This window comes from Sporosarcina sp. P2, assembly GCF_002743255.1.
In the GTDB taxonomy this organism is placed as follows: Bacteria; Bacillota; Bacilli; order Bacillales_A; family Planococcaceae; genus Sporosarcina.
The window spans coordinates 1-20741 of the sequence record NZ_PDYY01000002.1; the positions used below are offsets into that span (position 1 = coordinate 1).

The 20741-nt window shown below is 39.5% G+C and carries 20 protein-coding genes, 1 pseudogene and 1 other annotated feature; of the genes and pseudogenes, 3 read left to right on the forward strand and 18 right to left on the reverse strand.

Features of this window, described 5'->3' with window-relative positions:
- From CSV67_RS02295 to CSV67_RS02325, 7 genes and pseudogenes are all read right to left on the reverse strand, one after another.
- A pseudogene (locus CSV67_RS02295) lies at positions 1 to 328 on the reverse strand (hypothetical protein); the annotation flags it as partial.
- 165 nt (positions 329 to 493) lie between these two features.
- Complete coding sequence (locus tag CSV67_RS02300; RefSeq protein WP_099630025.1) at positions 494 to 847, reverse strand: hypothetical protein; 354 nt, start codon at positions 845 to 847, stop codon at positions 494 to 496.
- A gap of 197 nt (positions 848 to 1044) precedes the next feature.
- Entirely contained in the window at positions 1045 to 1569 is a 525-nt protein-coding gene (locus tag CSV67_RS02305; protein ID WP_099630026.1) for a YceI family protein, read from the reverse strand.
- Positions 1570 to 1719: 150 nt separating this feature from the next.
- Positions 1720 to 2316: an NADPH-dependent FMN reductase gene (locus tag CSV67_RS02310; protein WP_199173112.1), complete on the reverse strand. Its 597-nt coding sequence runs from the start codon at positions 2314 to 2316 to the stop codon at positions 1720 to 1722.
- Positions 2317 to 2686: 370 nt separating this feature from the next.
- Positions 2687 to 3424 (reverse strand): pirin family protein, encoded by a 738-nt coding sequence (locus CSV67_RS02315; RefSeq protein WP_099630027.1) that lies wholly within the window; start codon positions 3422 to 3424, stop codon positions 2687 to 2689.
- 37 nt (positions 3425 to 3461) lie between these two features.
- On the reverse strand, positions 3462 to 3767 hold the full coding sequence (locus CSV67_RS02320) for a monooxygenase (RefSeq protein ID WP_099630028.1): 306 nt from the start codon (positions 3765 to 3767) through the stop codon (positions 3462 to 3464).
- A gap of 2 nt (positions 3768 to 3769) precedes the next feature.
- Complete coding sequence (locus CSV67_RS02325; protein ID WP_199173123.1) at positions 3770 to 4693, reverse strand: DsbA family protein; 924 nt, start codon at positions 4691 to 4693, stop codon at positions 3770 to 3772.
- Positions 4694 to 4938: 245 nt separating this feature from the next.
- Between CSV67_RS02325 and CSV67_RS02330 the strand changes: the two genes are divergently transcribed.
- Together CSV67_RS02330 and brnQ are read left to right on the forward strand one after the other, a co-directional pair.
- Positions 4939 to 5511 (forward strand): TetR/AcrR family transcriptional regulator, encoded by a 573-nt coding sequence (locus CSV67_RS02330; protein WP_099630030.1) that lies wholly within the window; start codon positions 4939 to 4941, stop codon positions 5509 to 5511.
- A gap of 232 nt (positions 5512 to 5743) precedes the next feature.
- Positions 5744 to 5995, forward strand: a binding site (T-box leader).
- Positions 5996 to 6233: 238 nt separating this feature from the next.
- Positions 6234 to 7535: a branched-chain amino acid transport system II carrier protein gene (gene brnQ, locus CSV67_RS02335; protein ID WP_099630031.1), complete on the forward strand. Its 1302-nt coding sequence runs from the start codon at positions 6234 to 6236 to the stop codon at positions 7533 to 7535.
- Between the two features lie 57 nt (positions 7536 to 7592).
- Here brnQ and CSV67_RS02340 read toward each other — a convergent pair whose 3' ends face one another.
- From CSV67_RS02340 to CSV67_RS02365, 6 genes are all read right to left on the reverse strand, one after another.
- On the reverse strand, positions 7593 to 9401 hold the full coding sequence (locus CSV67_RS02340) for a M3 family oligoendopeptidase (RefSeq protein ID WP_099630032.1): 1809 nt from the start codon (positions 9399 to 9401) through the stop codon (positions 7593 to 7595).
- Positions 9402 to 9534: 133 nt separating this feature from the next.
- Positions 9535 to 10008: a peptide-methionine (S)-S-oxide reductase gene (locus CSV67_RS02345; protein WP_099630033.1), complete on the reverse strand. Its 474-nt coding sequence runs from the start codon at positions 10006 to 10008 to the stop codon at positions 9535 to 9537.
- A 213-nt stretch (positions 10009 to 10221) separates the two neighbouring features.
- Entirely contained in the window at positions 10222 to 10422 is a 201-nt protein-coding gene (locus CSV67_RS02350) for a cold-shock protein (RefSeq protein WP_085130578.1), read from the reverse strand.
- A 733-nt stretch (positions 10423 to 11155) separates the two neighbouring features.
- Positions 11156 to 11854, reverse strand: coding sequence for a DUF7003 family protein (locus CSV67_RS16870; protein ID WP_233189642.1), 699 nt, complete (start codon positions 11852 to 11854; stop codon positions 11156 to 11158).
- A 241-nt stretch (positions 11855 to 12095) separates the two neighbouring features.
- Positions 12096 to 12557: a hypothetical protein gene (locus tag CSV67_RS02360; RefSeq protein WP_099630034.1), complete on the reverse strand. Its 462-nt coding sequence runs from the start codon at positions 12555 to 12557 to the stop codon at positions 12096 to 12098.
- A gap of 132 nt (positions 12558 to 12689) precedes the next feature.
- Positions 12690 to 13211: a GNAT family N-acetyltransferase gene (locus CSV67_RS02365; protein ID WP_099630035.1), complete on the reverse strand. Its 522-nt coding sequence runs from the start codon at positions 13209 to 13211 to the stop codon at positions 12690 to 12692.
- Positions 13212 to 13392: 181 nt separating this feature from the next.
- Between CSV67_RS02365 and CSV67_RS02370 the strand changes: the two genes are divergently transcribed.
- The gene (locus CSV67_RS02370) at positions 13393 to 14091 is read left to right on the forward strand and encodes a pseudouridine synthase (RefSeq protein ID WP_099630036.1); all 699 of its coding nucleotides are present in this window, start codon (positions 13393 to 13395) and stop codon (positions 14089 to 14091) included.
- 147 nt (positions 14092 to 14238) lie between these two features.
- Here CSV67_RS02370 and CSV67_RS02375 read toward each other — a convergent pair whose 3' ends face one another.
- The 5 genes from CSV67_RS02375 to CSV67_RS02395 all read right to left on the reverse strand — a co-directional run bounded on the left by CSV67_RS02375 (position 14239) and on the right by CSV67_RS02395 (position 20726).
- Positions 14239 to 15918, reverse strand: a complete 1680-nt coding sequence (locus tag CSV67_RS02375) for a hypothetical protein (RefSeq protein ID WP_099630037.1) — start codon at positions 15916 to 15918, stop codon at positions 14239 to 14241.
- 274 nt (positions 15919 to 16192) lie between these two features.
- Complete coding sequence (locus CSV67_RS02380) at positions 16193 to 16921, reverse strand: Fic family protein (RefSeq protein ID WP_099630038.1); 729 nt, start codon at positions 16919 to 16921, stop codon at positions 16193 to 16195.
- A gap of 275 nt (positions 16922 to 17196) precedes the next feature.
- Positions 17197 to 18462, reverse strand: a complete 1266-nt coding sequence (locus CSV67_RS02385; RefSeq protein ID WP_158232868.1) for a YbfB/YjiJ family MFS transporter — start codon at positions 18460 to 18462, stop codon at positions 17197 to 17199.
- 580 nt (positions 18463 to 19042) lie between these two features.
- A complete protein-coding gene (locus CSV67_RS02390; protein ID WP_099630040.1) occupies positions 19043 to 19798 on the reverse strand; it encodes an SDR family NAD(P)-dependent oxidoreductase in 756 nt (251 codons plus the stop codon).
- Complete coding sequence (locus CSV67_RS02395) at positions 19785 to 20726, reverse strand: MBL fold metallo-hydrolase (RefSeq protein WP_099630041.1); 942 nt, start codon at positions 20724 to 20726, stop codon at positions 19785 to 19787. The genes CSV67_RS02390 and CSV67_RS02395 overlap by 14 nt, the downstream gene beginning before the upstream one ends.
- Positions 20727 to 20741 lie beyond the last annotated feature (15 nt).

Consider the following 20741-nt stretch of genomic DNA (forward strand, 5'->3'; position numbering starts at 1 on the left):
CGAACGCACTTGCAGGCAATCGAGTATAGTCGATTCGGTACCATTTCGTATTGTCGATTTTCATCTTGTTGTATTCAGAGATCGAAATGAGGTATCCTTGTTTCTCCAAATTATAAATCGTGCGTTTGATCGTCATTCGTGACAAGAAAGAAAATTCTTCCAACCATTGATCATACGTTTTACATACCCATAAATGGCCATCATGCATATCTTTTGAATGGAGTGAACGGAAATGCAATTGCTGCAGAAATAACGCCTCGTTTAACCCGACTAGATGCACAAGAGACGGTAGTAATTGTAATGGCTGTTCATTGATTAATAACTTCATACGGAATTCCTCCTCTATTGCGTGTAAGTGATAGCAATACACCACTTCACTTACTATATAGAGGGCTTTTTGGATAAGGATACTCATTTTGGAATTAATTTCAGGCTACAAAATCGCACGAAAAAAGAGCGGAAGCATAGAGCCTCCACTCACCTGTAATAGACATTAGTTCACGTTCAAAAGTTCTTCTCTCGCTGGTTGTAGCAGAAATATCGCATTTGACTCACATACTTCGTAATCTACGAGATACATCTTTTCTCCAAAGTTCTGTCGCATAGAACGAATGTAACCGGATTTCTCCAACTTTCGAATTGCTCGAATAATCGTAGCCATTGACCAGAAACTCATCACGTCATGCCACTCTTTATACGATCTCCTCACCCACTGCGTTCCTTCTACCGTATCATGAGGACCGAAAGACAGCTCATGGATTTGTTGCAGGAACATCGATTCATTAAGTCCGATCTGTGCCGCCGTGTGTGGATGAAATTGCAGAAATGGTTCATGGATCATTTGCATGATGGTATCCCCCTACTAACTAGTTGTAAGTGGCAGCTATTTGCCTCTTCACTAGCTATATAGAGATCTTTTTGAATAAGGATACGCCTTTTTAAAAATAATTTACTTGATGAGACGACTGAAGCTCATTGTCGTGAGAAACGTCGGTCGTTTACAAGGTGCCGATCTTCGCCTATGCGATTGGAAATCGCTATTCGTTATTCAGGATTCACTTGAAGCTCTACTGTGATTGTAATATCATCGCCTACCAATACGCCACCTGTTTCTAGTGCTTGGTTCCAAGTTAAACCATATTCTTTTCTAGAAATTTTTATCCCCGTCTCAAAACCGACTACATCTACACCCCATGGGTTTTTTCCAGCACCTGTACGCGTCACGTTAAACGTAGTGTTCTTCGAAATATCTTTCACTTTCAGATCCCCTGTTACATCATATTCGTCTTCACCTGTTTTCACAATTTCAGTTGAATTAAATGTGATATGTGGATATTGTTCTACATCAAAAAAGTCAGCTGAACGAAGGTGATTGTCACGATCTTCATTATGAGTATTGATCGTGTTCACATCAATCTCAAAGTGGATTTTCGCATCGGTTAAATTGTCAAGATCCCCAGTAACTGAACCTTCAATCCCAGTAAAACTACCTCTCACATTGGATACCATCATATGTCGAACTGAAAAACCTACGTTTGAGTGCGCTGCATCTACATTCCATTTTGTCATGTTAAAACTCTCCTTTTTATGTGTTCAGGCCACCGTATAGTGCATTTATCTCGAATTACATACATTCAATTGGATGGCATCCGAAATTTTTACCATTTTGGCCATACGTTTTATTAATATGGTCATTACAAAGATCTATATACCCGTACATTATTTGCGTATGGTATGTAACGCAGTGGTCCAAGGGATGACTTGGTCTAACATTTGCTCTACTGAAGCGGCTTGCACTGCCGCTGGTTTGAAATCCGTGCCATTTTCGAAATCTGTAAATAAGGATAATGCAGGATGAACACGAACGTGCGCTATGGATAATTCACTTAAAATTCCACGCAAATGTTCTGCTGCACGTGCTCCGCCAACTGAACCATATGAAACGATACCTGCTGCTTTGTCGTTCCACTCTACACGAAGGTAGTCTAATGCATTTTTAAGTGCAGCGGAAATGGAATGATTGTATTCTGAAACGATGAATACAAATCCATCCTGTTTCGCGATAATTTCTGACCAAGCTGCTGCGCCTGATGCATCTCTACCTGATTCACCTAAAAGCGGTAATGCATAATCTGCGATATCGATAACTGTGTAATTCGCATCCCCGCGTTGATCTGCTAATTCTTTGACCCATGCTCCGACTTGTGGACTTACGCGTCCCTCGCGTGTTGACCCTAAAATAATCCCTATGTTTAATTTTGTCATAGTTATTTCCTCCTCTTGTTTTTTTCCAAAAAAAGTACCGAAAAAACCCATTTCACTTCCGACTCCTCACAAATATTCTTTATTGATTGTAGGTACTCTTCCTACTCTATCGAATGGTTTCACTGATGATTTCATTTTTGGCGGATGTAATTCAAGAGAGATTATAACCGAAAATCTCTGTTTCCCGCATTGTTTGTTACAGCCGTAACATGATCATGTATGATAAGGTTCAAAATACCTCCTATTATTAAACTGAATTGATTTAATACTAATTCGAGGTATTATCGTAAAAAAATGAAATTGTATGAATCTGAACTTCAACCAAAGTTATAACTAATTAACTTATCTCGAATTCGTAGTAAATATATCACGAGTCTATTTAAGTTGTCAACACTTTAATTTTTTTACTGTATGACGGCCGTTAGCTCTTTACTCCACTAATCGTTCCGACCATAGACATCGGTGCATTCATCTCAACAAAAAACAACACCAAGGTCGTGTCTACATTCGCGGTGATAGCTGGAAGATCATGGACCAAATTCGTTACGGCTTCTTGTTTGCCTATCGTAAGATGCTGCATCGTAATCTCTCCATTCATTACATATAGAAAAGGCGTTAGCCCGGTATATGTTGGAACGTCTAGCACTTCACCCGCTTTCGGATGCGCGTCTAGTATACAGACTTGTTGCCTGACGTAAAGTGGCGCTTTGCTTCCTTCAGGTCCTACTAAGACATACCAATCTTTTTGATCTATCGGTTTTTCATGAAATTGAATGGCCGGTGGTAGGTCCGTTTCATTCGGTCGAACGAAGATTTGAAGCATTTCTACTTCATCTTCTTTCACTTTTTCTTCATGCCAAAAGCCTGCTCCTGCATTCATCATCATGAGTGTCCTCCGTGCAATAGCTGCTTCAAAACCCGCAGAATCTTTGTGATGCATGACGCCTGAGCTAATGTAACTTAAAATTTCATCATTTACGTGTTGATGCATTCTAATCGTAAGACCTTTTTTCATGACGGCATGATCAATGATAGCTAATGGTCCAAACGTCGTGTCCTTCTTTTCATCCTGAAGAATGTTGCCTGGTTGAACCCGTGTAATGGTAAATGGTCCAGTAAACGGCTTTGAATGACTACTTGCTGCAAGTTTTTGTAACAAATAAACGCCTCCTTTCTATACCCATACTTCCAGTGATTTATTTTACGGGACCTTTGTTAATCGCGGTAAGTGTAGAATTGACTGCAAATATTTTAGCGTTAACGTCTGTAATCCCAAAGCTAGCCAATCTTTTAGTGTGCATCTCCACATACTTTTCAGCAGATTCCTTTGTTTCGAAATTGTAAATTCCACCTGCTTCATTCGTTTCAGGATTTTCCGTCCAAATTTTCCAAATGAATCCTTCTTCCTCATTAATACTCGTTGCTAAATCGGCAAATGCTTCCGCCATGTCATCCCCGAATGGTCCATTCATTGTAAAATCAACTTGTACTACGTATGTCATGTTCATTCTCCTTTTGATTCAGTAGTTGTAAAATAGATTTCTCCTAGAATTTCTTTTGCTTGATAACGTTTTGATGAAAGTTCTTTTTCTACAAATGAGGCAATATCTGATTGTTCAACATCATACATGACTTCAATTTCTTTTGAAAAAAGCAGTCTTTCTTTTTCAAGTACGCTAGAAAGTGCTGGTTGTTGCTTTGGTTGTAATACTTCCGCATCTAACACTTTTTTTAATCCGTCAACGTACGTTTCAAGTGGACGTCCGCCTACAATTTTCACGCCTTTATTGTCCGCATTGATCATAATGATGCTGGGGAAACCAGTAGCGCCTAAACTTCTAGCCAGAGCAAAATCTTCATGTAATAGTTGTTGTCCGATTGGTTGTTCGGCTTCATTGACGATCGCTTCTCCATCAAGGCCAAGTGTATGGACGATTTCAATCATTACAGAACGTTCCGAAATGTTTTGATTGAATACAAAAAGTTCTTCTCTTGTACGTCGTAAATAATCAGATGCTAAAGCGTCATTATAATTTTTTTGAATGATTTTAAATACTCGAGAGGGTGGATAAGATGATTGAACTGGATGATCGATCATGACACTGCCATCAATCGGCATTCTTGCATGTTCTCCAACTTCTCTCCAGTGACCCGCCACGTCAGCCGGCTTATAAATTCCATTTGCGGGATCGATTGGCCCATCATGCCATTTTTCCAATAAACCGCCCATGACGGTGTGCATGTTGAAGTAACTACCATACTGCTCTACAAAACGTCTTAGAACAGGTTCAATCGCCCAACAATGAGAGCATATAGGATCCGTCACATAGTACAGATTAATCTCTTTTGCTGGCTGGTTAAAGTCGATGATCTCCATTTCTTCATTTCCAGCTTCTCCACATACACCTGTTTCCATATCACATATCATATTATTATTGTTTTTCAATGTCTGATTCCCCTTTTCAAACGTCTCATCCGCTTGATACTTGCGATTCATTCTCACTATTACAGAGCATTCACATTACAGTAAGTTCCTGTTGCTTCACGTGTTAATCATTTGCTTACCACTAAATTCTATACCAAAATGAAATGAATCAACACCAATAGAACCTTGAATATGTCGCTTATACAACACATCGAAGATATTGTATAAGAAGTAGGAGGAAAACCTATATGAATCAACCAAAGACAGATCCACGAATTCAACGCACTCGTAAATTAATTATGGATTCTTTTATGGAACTGTCGAATATAAAAGAGTTTAAAGAGATTACCATTACAGATATTGCGGCTGAAGCGATGATTAATCGGGCCACGTTTTATTATCACTTCGAAGATATCTATGATTTATTAGAAAAAGTATTATCTGAAGTATTGCTAGTAAATCTGAATTGTAGTAATTATCCACATAATGAATTAACTGAAGAAGCTATAACTAGTATTTTTGTAGCCATCACGAACTTCCAAAAATCCTTATCGAATCGTTGTCATAGAGGATATGAAGATACCATTGCCCGGATTATTAGAGAACAGCTTGAAATCATTTTTTATCAATTACTTTCACCACAACAGCATTCCGAAAAAGATGAAGGGTTGAGAATTATGGCTATCATATTGAGCTCTGGCATGTACGGAGCTTCTGTAGACTGGATGAGAAATAGTCACAAGATAACGCCAGAAGAATTTATTGAATTAGCTATACCTCATTTACTCCCTGCTCATCATATTGGGTCTCCTGACAACTAAATATACCTGTCGATGGTCTGAATAGGTATAGATAATAGGTTGTACACCTACATTCGATAGATGCTCCAGAACGAAAGACACTCACTAGGCCACATACCAATAAAATACTGCCTTTCCTCTTCTTGGATCAAGGAATTCTCTTTTAAAAAATAACGTGCTATGGTAATATTCGGAATATAGTAAAAGGTATTGACCTTTCTAATAGTTGTCTGTTAAATTATATTGTAGTATATAATATTCAGTGACGAGAAAGAGTACGGTATGAAGTTCGTTCCCCAGAGAGTCGACATGTGGTGAGAGTCGATGAACAGAGCATATCCGAAAATCATCTCTAAGATGCAAAGTTGAAAATAGTAAATTTTGCCGGATTTCCAACGTTACATGGAAAACATATAATCGTAAGATGAATTAGAATGAAACGTTTTTATCGTTTACGAAGCTTTTGGAACATGGGTGGTACCGCGAGTAAAAACTCGTCCCTATTTAGGGGCGAGTTTTTTCTGCGCAAAAATAAAGGAGAGATAATGGTATATGAACAGAGCACCGGATTGATCAAAACTATCGTATGCAATGAAGAGTGTTAGATGAATTCAACCACGTTGGGTACATAATCGACACAATTCACATTATATTTTGCGAAGTCTTACTATTCTAAATGCAATTACACATATATTATGTACTTTCATTTTACTCTACACACAAAAACATCAGGAGGTATTATAGTGAGTAAAAAAAACATACTATTCACGGGATTCATGCTCTTCTCTTTATTCTTTGGAGCTGGAAATCTGATTTTCCCACCATTTCTAGGCTTAGAATCAGGGACTAATTTTGCACCCGCCATTGTAGGCTTCCTAATCACAGGCGTTCTACTACCGTTCATGGCTATTCTTGCGATCGCCTTGTCTGATAACGGGCTATTGTCTATGGGTAGCCGCGTACATAAAGTGTTCGGAATGATTTTTGCGATCATCATCTATATGTCGATTGGAGCATTTTATGGTATTCCAAGAGCATCCAATGTTGCGTATGAGTTAGGATTTAAACAGATAGTGGAAGCGAACGGCAACTTACCGTTGCTTATATTCTCTCTAGTATTTTTCGGTATAACCTACTACATTAGCTTAAATCCTAAAAAAATCGTCGATCGCATCGGCCAGTTTTTAACACCTATTCTACTGTTGGTTTTAGGCGTGCTCGTTGTCCAAGCGTTTATCAAATTTGATAACATATCTTCAGCTCCAGCAGATGATTATGCATCAACTCCATTTGTAAATGGATTCTTAGAAGGTTACTTCACGATGGATGCCGTGGCAGCTCTAGCGTTCGGGATTGTCGTGATCAATGCGCTCAAAGATAAAGGTTCAAGGTCGAAGTCAGAACTTGTTAAAGGAACGTTGGGTGCTGGCTTCATCGCTAGTATCGGATTGGCCGTTGTGTATTTCTCACTCGGATGGATTGGTAAAGTCATTCCAAAAGAACAAACATTTGGAAACGGTGCGGAAGTATTAACTGCAGCCGCAAGCATGTTATTCCCAAGTGGCGGAGGACTCCTTTTTGGTATCATCGTCATACTAGCCTGTTTAACGACATGTGTCGGTCTAATTAATGCTTGTTCAAGGTTCTTCAATGAAATATATCCGAAGTTCAGTTACCAAGCCTATGTCGCGATTTTTGTAGTATTCGCCTTGGTAGTATCTAATTTAGGATTGAATGCTATATTAGCTTTGGCCATACCTTTATTAGTATTTATTTATCCAATCTCGATTGTACTAGTCATTCTTTCCTTATCCCAACATGTTGTGGGTGGCGGCAAGATGATGTATCGGCTATCTATATTTATCACATTCGTTTTTGCGTTATACGAAGTATTCGCTAGCACGGGGTACAGTTCTGATCGCGTTACCGAGTGGCTAAACGTTATTCCGTTTTTCGAACATGGACTCGGCTGGGCTGTACCAGCGTTCGTCGCAGCAGTGGCTGGTTATATACTAGATAAGTTCGACAAACAAGGAAATAAGTAAAACAACTAGAAAATCCCGCTTCTTTTTTAAAAGGAGCGGGATTTTTTGTCTTCAGGATTACTTCCGTAATGAATTCGTCAGTTCTACAAACTCTTCCACGTCTTTTGCTACTAGCTTAATGCCAGCTGCCCAGAAACCTTCTTTCGTCACATCCACATCCAGGTGTTTTTTCGCGAGGTCTTCTACTGTCATAGATCCAGTATCACGTAATAAGGCAATATACTTTTCTTCAAACCCTTCAGGTTTTTTCAAGTATTCTGCGTAGATCCCTAAGCTGAACAAGTATCCAAATGTGTACGGGAAGTTATAAAACGGCACGCTATCGATAAAGAAGTGCAACTTAGCTGCCCAGAAATGCGGATGATAAGAAGATAAACTAGCACCAAAAGCTTCTTTTTGTGCGTCTACCATTAATTCATTCAAGCGATTTTCTGACACTATGCCTTTCGCGCGTTCCGTGTAAAACTGATCTTCAAAAAGGAAGCGAGCACGAATATTTAAAAACATTGCGGTGGCACCTTCTAATTTATTCGCTAACAGAGAGATTTTCTCTTCATCGGATACAGCATTTTTCACGGTAGCATCGGCAATAATCGTTTCCGCGAACGTACTCGCTGTTTCTGCGACATTCATCGCATAATTACGGTTCAATGTCGGTAAATCTTTCATAACGTGACTATGAAAAGCATGCCCTAATTCATGTGCCAATGTGCTCGTATCATTTGGAGAACCTGTGAATGTCATGAAAATACGTGACTCTTCAAATTCAGGCAAGCTTGTGCAATAACCACCTGGTCGTTTGTTTGGGCGATCTTCCGCTTCCACCCAACGGTTTTCCAATGCATGTTTCGTAAAGTCGGTCAATTTCGGTCCAAATGAAGCGAAATGTTCCATAATGAAATCACAAGCATCATCATATGTGAAGCGTGTCGGCTTTGTTTCACCTACCGCAACTGGAGCCGCCACATCTTGCCAACCAAGCTGATCCATGCCCATTAAATCCGCTTTTTGTCCTAAATAATCAATAAACGTTTGTTTCTGCGCATCCACTGCTGACCACATCGCAGTAAGCGTAGCTTCAGACATCCGGTTATATTCAAGCGGCTCTTCTAAATGGCCTTCTCTCCCGTGAGCATCTTGTAACGTTAAGCGATAGCCTGCTAAATGATTCAAGATGTCCGCAAAGATCGGTCCATTCGCAGACCAAGTCTTTTCCCAATTCTCAAAAAGCGCTGCACGCACTTCTGCATCAGGATCGGCGTACATTTTATTCATAGCTTGCCCGATAGATAAGTCTGTGGTTTTCCCGTCTTTATCCGTAAACGGAACGGTCATAGTGGAGCCCACTGTATTGTATAGATCACTCCACGCGGAAAGACCATCTTTATTTAATTTCGCAATCAGTTTTTCTTCCGCTTCAGATAATAACCGTTTACCTTCTTCACGTATTTCATTTAATGAGAAACGGATGACCTGTAAAGTATCGTCTTCAAGAAGTTGATTCCAGTTTTCATCCGAAATGGCTACCAGTTTTTTCATGAAGATTGTGGAGAGTTGCTGGATTTCACTGCTTAGTTCCATCACTTGGCCTATAACAACGCTTGCATATGGATCATCCATGAAGGCGTCACGCCACATATTAATAAACGTACCCACTTGGCCTAAGCCTTTACCAATGACTTCTTGCTTGTTTAATAATTCTTGCAAAGTAGAGGCATCATTAGCCGGATCACTGTTCCATGCGTGTAACTGATCTGCATAAAGAGCAATATCTTCTTTGACAGCCGAAAGTTTCGTTTGTACTTCTTCAGAATGCGTTCCACCTGCAAAAATACTCTCTAGATCCCACGTGTTTTGATATTTCAATGTATCCCACTCCCCTTATCTGTCGCTACTGTAAACTTAGTTACTGAAATAAGAAAGTTTTATTTACTAAGTCCATTATATACCAGTTTATCATAGAGTGTTGTCATTTTTCTCGATTCCAAATACGTATTCTTCAGGAACCATATTTAGTTAATAACCCCACTGGTATATGACAATAATCTGTTGGGTATTTGGCTAATCTGTCTTGATGTTCATCTGCACTTTTCACATAGTTTGTAAGAGGTACTACTTCCACAACTATACGGTCCACATCACTTCTCTTCGTAATAAACGCTTTCGCTTCTTTCAAGTGTTCAAGGTTTTCACTGTAGACGCCCGTTCTGTATTTCTCGCCAACGTCTGCACCTTGTTGATTCACACTATACGGATCAATGATTTCGAATAAATAGTCCATTAATTCCGAAATAGTTACGACGGCAGGATCAAATCCTGTTTTTACACATTCAGCGTACCCATCATACTCACATTCGAGTGAATGAAGTATTCCATTCGCCCTCCCTGCTTCCGTAAATATCACGCCAGGTAAGGTTTTTATAAAAGCCTGTACTCCCCATAAACAGCCACCGGCAATGTATACTACTTCCATTTGGACACTCCTTTCCCGTGTAGATCGTGATTCGTTATACGCGTGTTCAAAAACAAGTTATTAAGTAAAGTAACCGTGTTAATCACCTATGTGAAGCAACTCTGAATATGTATGTTCATCCCTATACCCTACTGAGTAGCTCTTTCATATACTGTAAATAAATTTTAGCAAATAAAAAAAGACCCTACAAGTAGGGTCTCTTCCAAGCTGTTATTAAGCTTTTTGAACGTTTGTAGCTTGTAGGCCACGTTGTCCTTGTTCGATTTCAAATGTTACACTTTGACCTTCGTCTAAAGATTTGAAACCGTCGCCTTGGATTGCTGAGAAGTGTACGAATACGTCTTCTCCTGCTTCGCGCTCGATGAAACCGAAACCTTTTTCTGCGTTAAACCATTTCACTGTACCTTGTTCCATAATTAATTGCCTCCTAGTGTGGATGTCCACACAATGATGTTACTATACTTGCTCAAAACTTTAGACGAAAAACAAAATATATTTCCATGAAATATATTCTCGATCTGAAAAAGAACAAAGATAATACTCTTTAAATATAACAGACATTAAATAAAAAAGCAACCCAAATGTTTCTTTCCTAAAATTAAGCTCTTGGTATTTCTTTGCGCGGTCTATAAACAGGCTTGTTTCCAGTCTTTTATACCCTGTTTTTAAAGCTCTTGTTATTTCAGTGGATCAAATGTTTTCAACCGTTCATTTTTCTCGTGTGAATCATTTATGGTAATTATCACTTTCTAAATCCGTTTTTAGATCCTTCACATAGGCAGCTTTACACTCGCCAATCTCTTCCTCGTAGGTTTTGCCATTATGGGTTTCTGAACCAGGATGAAATGTAAAGCTTCGATGGATGCTAAAAAGCGACAATGGATAATACCAAGATATGAATACTATAACAAATACAATAAATACTCCTGAACCTATCCCCCAGACCTTCCTTTTACGTTTTATATTCTTATAAACCTCCTTTATCTACAGACTAATCCGCTTGTTTAATATAATAATTTGGCTCGATTGCGATATTGACGCAATCACTTATAAAGCAATCGCGCGCGTTTGCAGAAAGAAGTTTTAATTCATATCTCCTAAAGGGTAGTCGCTTTCCAACAACCGCCGCCGTTAGCATAACACTTCTTTATTCCATATCTTCTTCTTGGTTTTCAAAATCGCTCCATGTCCAATTAGACCAGTGAGTATTTGATTCACCCGATTTTATTAAATCCACATTATTCGATTCGATTGCTTGTGACAGACTTTGAAAAAACATACTTTCGCTTGGTTTTTGTCCATTACTAATATCAGGATGTTGCCATTCATTACTTTGATAAAATAATGGTAATTCAATACTTTCATCTATCTCGTTTAGTAGAAATTCGACCGTTAACCATAATTTTTCTTCGTATTGTGAATTTAGATAACGTAGAAGCTTAGTTAAATTAAATGCTTTCGTATTAATTCCTAACTTTATATATTCAGTCTTTTGAGGGTTTAATGTAACCCTTTCTCCCATTATAATAAGTTCTAAATGAAACGGATTTACAATAAACTTGCCTTCGTCATCATACCAGTTTTCTTTATTTTCTAAGGTTACCATGTCCTCTATACCTGTTAATAAACCTCCCTGTCTAGTGACATTGCTATAAATATATAAATCAGTAGTTATCTCCTGATTTATGTCTATTCCTACAACTTCAAATACAATTAACCATTGTTCTTTATCACTAAAAACAGTAATCCTACATTGTGCTAAGTCAACATTATAATTATCTAGTATAGGAAAATTATAATCCTCAGTGTATGCATCTAATTCTTGAAGAATTTCTTTTGCTTTCACACCGTCACTCCTTCCAAGATTCATTCAATATAATGGTCCTTTTGCGGTATATCCATTATTTCTTACTTCACTTAATGGTACAATATTGGAAACGCTGATGAAAAGCACCAGATACTTGAAGGACTCGTAATCGTGTGAATAACTAGTACTTTTTTAAAATAGGTAATACGCTTGTAGCCAATCAAGGTTTATGAATTATTCCATTAGAAAATATATACACCCTACATGGTATTTACAAACACTATCCCCAATTTTCTAATGTCCACTCTTGAGAAATTCTTTCAATAAGCAAACTATCATTCCATGTACCCCACGGAGACAACATTTTTTGTCCTTCCGATAATTCATTAATTTTTTCTCTTTGCCACGTATCATAGTCCACGATATGCCAACCGATCAGATTTCCGTCCTTATCCATTATTTCAGTTCTGAATTTAGTAGGAACTTCTATTCCTTTAGGCAATTCAAAGTTTGAAACTAGTTCTACTATTTTTCGCTTTTTAGCCGCTTTAACTGGAAAATGTACAAAGTATTCCTCTTTCACATTAATTATGTCAATCAGGTTTTCTGGTCTTTTATCATATACACCTGATAATACACGTACTAAATCTCCAATCACTTCATTATGTAAAACATATTGAATATACGCTTTACCACTCGTTGTATCGACTTCAAATACATCTCCAACCTTTAATCGCGCCATACTATTCACCTCTATTTATATCCAATAGATTTTAATAACTCATATTCGCTTTTTAAAACAATCAAAGTATTCTTATTGTAAGACATTGACAAGTGATGTGATTTTCATATAATCGTGTGCTTACTTATAAAATTACATACGCTTTTCCATACGAATATCAGCCCGCATTCCCCCATCATAATACGTAAAGTTTTCTATACGTCCTATTTCTTGATACCCTAACTTCTTATATAGTTTTAAAGCAGGTGTATTAAATTCAAATACGCCTAGCTCGATTCGTTGAAGATTATGCTTTCTAACTTGCTCTTCCAAGTATTCTAAAGCGATAAAACCTATTCCTTTCCCTCGACCTTCTGACTCACCAATCGAAATACTGATCCACGCTGTCCCTGTTTCTTTTCTAAGTAAATGCTCAGGATCCACTGTATAGCTCATTTCCCCGATCAGCTGATTTTCCAAATAGATCAGGAATGTATGCTGATATTCTAGCTTTTGAATGATGTCTTCTATAGTAAGAACATTTTTTTGCTCCAATGCTTCTTTACTTGGATTGGGTTGAGTCAAAGGTTTCAAATACATATCATTTCCCCAATGATTCAGAGTATTGACAAGCGCAGCAGTCGGTTCCATCAATTTTATAAAGTCGATATTCATTAAAAATACCCCCTGGTTCTGTATTTTCTGTAGCCGTTGAATCATTGCACTCTTCCATTCATTATATCAAAATGTTCTCTAGTTATTTAATAGAGCATGAATAATCGAATGTAGCCATTAGTCAAAAGAGTAATCATGATATACTAAAAGAAACATCGTAGAAAGACAAGGAGCGGAAATTTTGAGGTTGAATCAATATATTAGTTCTTCAGGATTCTGTTCCAGAAGACAAGCAGAGCGCTATATTACGGCTGAAAAAGTGCTAGTCAATGGTAAGATTGCATCGCATGTGTATTTTGTTGAAGATCATGATTATGTCGAAGTGGGCGGGCACCCCATCACGCAAACGGCACAAAACATATATATGATACTAAATAAACCAAGTGGGATTACTTGTACAGCTTCGCCTACTATTGCCGGTAATATTATCGACTTTATATCGTATCCTGAACGTATATTTCCCGTTGGACGTTTGGATAAAGAAACAGAAGGTCTGATTTTATTAACTAATGATGGAACTATTGTAAATGAGTTAATGAAAGACGAAAACCATCAGGAAAAAGAATATGTGGTGACAGTCGATAAAAAAATAACGAACACCTTTATAGAAGACTTATCAAATGGTGTAGATATTTACAATCCTAGAACGAAAAGCTATACGACGACTAACCCTTGTCCCGTAACTCCGCTCGACGACTTCACGTTTCGTATTACGTTAACTCAAGGATTGAATCGACAAATCCGCAGAATGTGCAGACGGTTTCAATATACCGTGACGCACTTGCAAAGGGTTCGAATCAAGCATATTGAGCTTGGATCATTGGAACGGGGTCAGTGGCGTTACTTGACTGAAGAAGAGATAGCAGGGTTGAAACGATGACTCTTATAGAGTGTTGAAATTCATCTGTTTCTTTAATGTGAAAGTTTATTATTTTTCAATGACTAACAATAATAAAAGCTTGAAATGGAACTCTTTATAAAAATAGCCTGACAACGCGAATGCGCTATCAGGCCTTTTCACCATTATTTATTTCATACTGTTATTCACCAATTCCTTCACAGGTAAGAATAACTCACCCGTCTCCAAATACGTCACCGTTAACTGGTCGCCTTCTTCTACATAAATCGAAAGAGGTTCAACTTCCGATGAAACAAGGAAGTTTCGACCGTCTTTTGCGAGAATGGAAACGAGTGTAAAATCACCGACGCGTTCTTTAAACACGCGCATCGCTGTAATCGTTGCTTTCGCTTCTTCTGCATTGGAACTTCCATCTACTGTACTGCCGCCACGTTGAAGTGCCGATTTATACAATTTCAACGCTTCGTTTGGTGAATTCGCAAATACCGAGATTTCAGGATTCGCTGCGGAAACAATGAAGTAATTTTGCAGGAATCCATTTGAATCAAGTACCGGCGTCAACCAACTTGATTCACCGTAGAAGTTATACAAGACAGGCATTTCGCCGTTCCATTTCTTTTCGATAAACTTCTTTTCAATGATCTGGAGCGCACCTTGTGAATCCATGTATGACTCTTCCAAATCCCCCGTATAATACGTCGCTTTCCCCGTTCGTCCATCTGTTAATGCATAGCCAAGCATGGAGTCTACGCCTTCTTTCGGACTCGTGAAATCAGTGAAGTAATACATATGTCCATCCGCATCAAAAATCGGGCTAACATTGGCTTCTGTTCCTTCGTCTGAAGGAATTTTCACATCTTTTTTTCCGACTACTGAATTCCAAAAACCATGGATATACTTACCGAAATAACTATTTTGAAGACTTACCGCCTCAGGTGAAACAGCTCCATTGATAAATTCAGGAACGTCCTGTAACGCATATTTCTTCGTAGCGCCTGTTTCAGGATTCAACATGACAATCCCTTTGGCGTTAAATCCGTTACGTGCCGAAATGAATTCTCCATACGTGCGAATATAATGCGGCTTCCCTTCATCATCAATTTCTAATTGAACATCTCCGTAAAAGATTAAATCTGGCATTTCCATACGCATTTTACGATACACTTTTTTATGGAAGTACGAAGACGTCGTATACGCCATTTCCGTTTTAATGAATTTCGGATTATCTGATGAATCCGTTGCACTCATCGTGAAATAACCAGGAGTCGTTTTACCGTTGAACCATTTGAAAAATCCCGAAAACTCAACAGGCGCAATATAGACAAATTGGTCATTCACTTTTTGAATTTGTAAATGCCCCAGTTCATAATAGCTCGTATCCGGTACTTGACCAAATGCTTTTTTCATTTTATTACGCGCAAACTTTGGTGGTACACTAGCCGGCGTCTTCGTTTCATCAAACGCTGTAATTTCAACTTTCTGTGTCATCGCAACGGTCTCATACTTTTTATTTGCGTTGAAAAGAGGTGCACTTAACACATACACGCCAATGAGTAACGCTGCCAATGATACAACCATTTTTATTTTGCGCTCTATACCTTGCGAAACCACCGCTCCTAAAATAGCCACAACGAGTAACAATGCCCATAGCGATGACCAATTACGATCCAAATTTGTCACGTAATAAAATAGGAATACGCCAATCATACTAATGACTGTAAGTGTCCCGAAAGCGATCCACCGGTTAAACGATAACGGCTCATTTTTGTTATGTACAGAAAGAAACGGAACGATAATAGCACTCGCGACAACCCCTACAAGTAATGAAAATAGTACTAAACTCAACATAACCAACCCTCTTTTCCAGTTACAAAATTTTGTTTCATACTATGTATACGGATAAGTTAGGAAATCGTTTCATATTTCATTCAACTAAAGAACGGGAGATTTAATGTGTAATGATCAAAGGGCTTTTCCAAAAGAATTTTGCTTTACAGTCCCATAGGTTAATACAGAGTTAAAAAACAAAGTGTCCCCATTCTAAAAACATGAGAACTCTTTGTTGTTTAATTGCGTTTTTGTACCAGTGAAATGAACAAGATACTTCAAAATGAAGAGCTTATTAACTTATTGTACTTAGATATAAGTCGAGAGAGTCTTCTACTTCATGTTCTACTAACGCTATGAAATCGTTATAATCTTCTGTTGTATGCGCTTTATCAAGTGCATCATAATAAGCCAATCGATTTTCCACCTTAATAACGACTGGAGGAAATCCCTCTTTCATCAGTTCTAAATTAAGCAACAGTCTTGAGGTACGCCCATTTCCATCAATAAAGGGATGGATGCCAACAAAAATAGCATGCAACATAGCCCCACGCTCTACAGGATGAAGATCGACGCCTTCGTTACGATACCAATTCATCATTTGATCCATTTTTTCTTGAATCAGATAATGTGCAGGCGGTCTATGTGTAGCTCCAGCAATAAAGACTTGTTCCTGACGGTATACACCTACATACTCATCATGAATTCCTTTTAGCACTAAACGATGTAAATTTTTTATTTGCCATTCTGAAAGTGTTTCTTTCATTTGGACAATTTCTTCGACATACGTAATAGCGTCACGATGATTGATTACCTCTAAATGTTCTCTTAGTGTTTTACCACCAATCGTAATCCCTTCAAGGACCACTTTCGTTTCGTTCATAGTTAATGTATTTCCTTCAATGGCATTCGAATTATACGTCCACTCTAGAAATAACTTTTCTCGTAAACTTTTTAACGTATATTTAGGCAAGGGACGAGCAGCATCTAATTGTGACTTTTTTTCATTTACGACTTTAAACACATCAGTAACCTCCTACTTACACATATAGAGCATTTCTATTATTGTACTGTATATCGGAAAAATTCTACACTGAAATCAACCCTTCATAAAAAGTATGGTTAACTAAGACTATTTCAATATAAATAAAATTTTATTTTTCAAAAGGCGCTGACATTCCTTTACCGGAATGTCAGCGCCTATATTTCTTCTAGTATACGTTTACCTATCACATATGCAGTAAGAAGCATATGGACAAAGTCTAATTTCAGTTGACCATACGGCAACTTCCACAAGACTCACAATTCCTCAGCAGAAGCCTCCTCCAGACATAGACTTTTTAAAACAGGCTTCGCTTCTAATGCCGTCACATCTACATCTACCGCATGCGCGTTCATTCGAATCGTCAGCAAGAACGCCAAAGCGAGTAGTACACTGCACATAATGAGTGCAAGCGGGATCTGCTGGAAGCGGTCGATGATCCAGCCACCGATGCCAGGTCCAAGCAACTGCCCTGCTGCGAAGAAGAACGTTACATAGCCTAGTGCAACAGGTGCATACGTCGGATGAACTTGTTCTGTAGATAATGCTTGGCAGAGCGACAGCATCCCGACAATCGTTGTACCCCAGAGGAATTGACTAACGACAAGCCCAATATACACTGGGAAAATAACCGGAATGATCAGTGAAACTGCACCAATCCCAAGTGTCGCAAGCAATGCAGATTTCCGTCCGATACGATCAGAAACTCCGCCCCATAAAGGTCCACTGAAAATCGACATAATTCCGCTGATCGCCATAATTTGTCCTGCCTGGAACTTCGTCAGTCCTACTTCGAGAATATAGCTGAATAAAAAGCTTTGCGGTACCAAATAGGCGAATCCAACGAGTCCATAGATGAATGCGACACGAAGTACTCGTTTATTGAAGTATACTTTCGTCCAAAATGAGCGTTTCTGCATTTCCTTAGGTAGTAACGGAATCGGTGGATCTCGCAAAATACTCATCGCGATGATGATAGATACGATCGACAGAGCACCGTAGACGAACCATAGGTAGCGCCAGCCCATATCGCCGAACCATGTAGTGAAGAACGGAATTAACGCGCTTGAAATCAGCGTTCCTAATCCCATGCCACCCACAAGAAAGCCAATAAGCATACCGCGCTTCCTCGGAAACCAGCCGACAAGTATCGTAATGAGCGGTGTATACGTAAAAGCGGTTCCAACTCCGAGCAATAACATGGCGAAAAGTGTCCATCCATAGCTAGCGACAAATGACAACATAAATAGTCCGAATGAAACGAGTCCCGTACCAAAAATCACAAGCTTTTTTGCCCCGTATTTAGTCACCAGCAATCCGACAAAGATCACCATCATTAAATAGCCAATCGATACCGTCGTTGCGAGCAGCCCCGCTTGTTTATAGGTCATTGCAAGGTTCTCTTTCATGAAAGGCATGACAATTCCATACGACATCCGTCCAAAGCCGAGAGAACTGACCGTAACGGCGACGCTTGCAAATGCATATTTCCAAATGTTTTGTTCGTGTTCTTTAGCCAACATACGAATCTCACCCTTTCCTCCATTCATATGAAATTCACTGTGAAAGAATTCACTCAGAATGGCGTCAGGGTGTCTACTCTTAGTAGTCTTGGCAACATGTCTGAGATATGTAATTTATGTCTAATATGTGAACTCTATCATGTACACTATAGCATTCATGATAGAATATTCCAACTTCTTTATTTGAAATCTATTTCAGTTTACATAATAATGTTATTTTAAACCCGAGATGAAAAGGGAGCGGGACGGCACCGTTGATCGACGTTCCAGGTGGACGCTTTCCCATGGGCCCGCGGTGAGCCAACTAGGTCGCAAGCTCCCTTTAGTTGTCTCACCTGTCGGGCTGATCCATCGGGAGTCGCCACCTTCCACTTACGATCAACTAGTTTTTTCTTCTATTTAATTAAACGTGTAAAGATTAATCCAATAATTAAACGAAGACAACTTCAAAACGGGGGCCATGCGCCAGCGACGTATGGAGTCCAGTAACATCACATATTTTTTCTCTCCCATTTCAAAAAAAGCTGCTGCTATAAGCCGTATCGTAACGACTTTCAGCAACAGCGTTCTAGATATCTTCTTACTTCTTATAGAAAAATGGCTTTCCGATGGTTTCTACTACGCTAGGCGCCAACGCATACAGCCTGCTCGTTAGACCCGTGATTTTTGGCAAGTTCACTTCGCGTCTAGGTCGCTCGATTGTTTCCATAACAGCGCGCACCACCGTATCCACCGACAACAACTGGCTACCCATTGCTTGTTTGTAGCCACCGGTGACATCCGCGAGCTCGATAAACGGTGTATCGATCGGCCCTGGATGGATGACGGATACATCGACGTCATAAGGCGCCACTTCCATACGCACAGCATTCGTATAGCCAATTAGCGCGTGTTTCGTCGCGGCATAGACCGATGTTTTTGGCGTTGCTACTTTCCCTGACTGTGAACCGATATAGACGAGATGACCGTGCTTGCGCTCAATCATTGCAGGTACTACACGCGCGGTCAGTTGCATCGGCACAAGGACATTGGTCTCGAGCATCGCATACATGTCTTCATCGGTCGTCTCATGGGCCAGGTGGAACTTCCCTACTCCAGCAGAAAATACGATGAGGTCAGGTGTTCCAATGCAAGATACCAGCCAATCTAGCTGCTTCGTGTCTCGCAAATCCGCACAGTATCCTTCTACTCCGAGGACGCGTAACTCTTCTAACGCTTTCGCATTGCGCCCTGTCGCAATCACACGATAGTCGTTCAACATCGCCAAACGTTTTGCAAGTTCAAACCCAATTCCACTCGTCGCTCCTGTGATCAGTACAGATTTAGAGACGGACATAATGATGGACTCCTGCTGAATCAACCGTTTCAGAAATTAATTCTGCCGCCATTAGATAATCTAACTGCCCGATCGTTTCAGACAGCGTCAGTCCCAACTCTTTTTCATAAACTGCCGGGAATAGTAGTCTCGTTACGTCAAAGACCGTTTTCGATTCATCTAACATAGCAAGAACTTTCATGGCGCGGTCGTGCTGTTTCGCCAAGCGTTCAGTTATCAGCTCGTGGGCATGGGTAATCTCTCCGCCATGACCTCCGTAAACGATTGATACCGGTAAATCTAACAAACGTTTTAGTGATGCATTGTACTGGAGCAATGATTTCGGACGTCCGTGCTCTTTCTTAAACGGAGGCTCAATTAATGGATTGGATGACACTTTCTCGAGCAACAAATCGCCACCGATCAGAATGCCTTCCCTTTCATTGAATAACGATAAATGACTTTGCGCGTGACCTAAAGACTCTTGGATTTTCCAGCCTGGATGTCCTGGCAGATCATCACCATCATTCATCATGCGATCGACGGGACGCCCTCCCATCAAATCGACTGATCGACGGAAGCGTTTCACCCACTTAAAATATTGCTCCGGCACGCCTTCTTCTATTAATGATTGTTCATAGAAACGGTCATGACGATCCAAAAATTCTGTATCTCGTGTTAGCCAGTAATTTAAATACGGATGACCGAGGATTTCCGCGCGGTCAAACATCTCGACCAATCCGCAGTGATCGGGATGGTGATGCGTGACGAAAACTTGCTCTATATCATGGAACGTATAGCCCATTTCTTTTAATTTCATCTGCAACACTTCACGCGCTTCTGGCGTTTTTGTCGCCGCGTCTACCAACGTTAGCGTGTCGCCTTTTAGTAAAAAGCAGTTCACGTCACCTACCGCAAATGGCGTAGGCGTACTAATTTTTGTGATCATCTTCTGTTCCCCCTA

Bases quoted from the DNA above. Each gene is read 5' to 3' on its own strand.
- CSV67_RS02395 (WP_099630041.1), bottom strand. From the start codon at position 20,726: ATGATCACAAAAATTAGTACGCCTACGCCATTTGCGGTAGGTGACGTG.
- CSV67_RS02300 (WP_099630025.1), bottom strand. From the start codon at position 847: ATGCAAATGATCCATGAACCATTTCTGCAATTTCATCCACACACGGCG.
- CSV67_RS02390 (WP_099630040.1), bottom strand. From the start codon at position 19,798: ATGTCCGTCTCTAAATCTGTACTGATCACAGGAGCGACGAGTGGAATT.
- CSV67_RS02305 (WP_099630026.1), bottom strand. From the start codon at position 1,569: ATGACAAAATGGAATGTAGATGCAGCGCACTCAAACGTAGGTTTTTCA.
- CSV67_RS02320 (WP_099630028.1), bottom strand. From the start codon at position 3,767: ATGACATACGTAGTACAAGTTGATTTTACAATGAATGGACCATTCGGG.
- CSV67_RS02350 (WP_085130578.1), bottom strand. From the start codon at position 10,422: ATGGAACAAGGTACAGTGAAATGGTTTAACGCAGAAAAAGGTTTCGGT.
- CSV67_RS02330 (WP_099630030.1), top strand. From the start codon at position 4,939: ATGAATCAACCAAAGACAGATCCACGAATTCAACGCACTCGTAAATTA.
- CSV67_RS02310 (WP_199173112.1), bottom strand. From the start codon at position 2,316: ATGGGTTTTTTCGGTACTTTTTTTGGAAAAAAACAAGAGGAGGAAATA.
- CSV67_RS02360 (WP_099630034.1), bottom strand. From the start codon at position 12,557: ATGGCGCGATTAAAGGTTGGAGATGTATTTGAAGTCGATACAACGAGT.
- CSV67_RS02375 (WP_099630037.1), bottom strand. From the start codon at position 15,918: ATGTTGAGTTTAGTACTATTTTCATTACTTGTAGGGGTTGTCGCGAGT.
- CSV67_RS02325 (WP_199173123.1), bottom strand. From the start codon at position 4,693: ATGATATGTGATATGGAAACAGGTGTATGTGGAGAAGCTGGAAATGAA.
- CSV67_RS02345 (WP_099630033.1), bottom strand. From the start codon at position 10,008: ATGGAAGTAGTATACATTGCCGGTGGCTGTTTATGGGGAGTACAGGCT.
- CSV67_RS02385 (WP_158232868.1), bottom strand. From the start codon at position 18,462: ATGTTGGCTAAAGAACACGAACAAAACATTTGGAAATATGCATTTGCA.
- CSV67_RS02365 (WP_099630035.1), bottom strand. From the start codon at position 13,211: ATGAATATCGACTTTATAAAATTGATGGAACCGACTGCTGCGCTTGTC.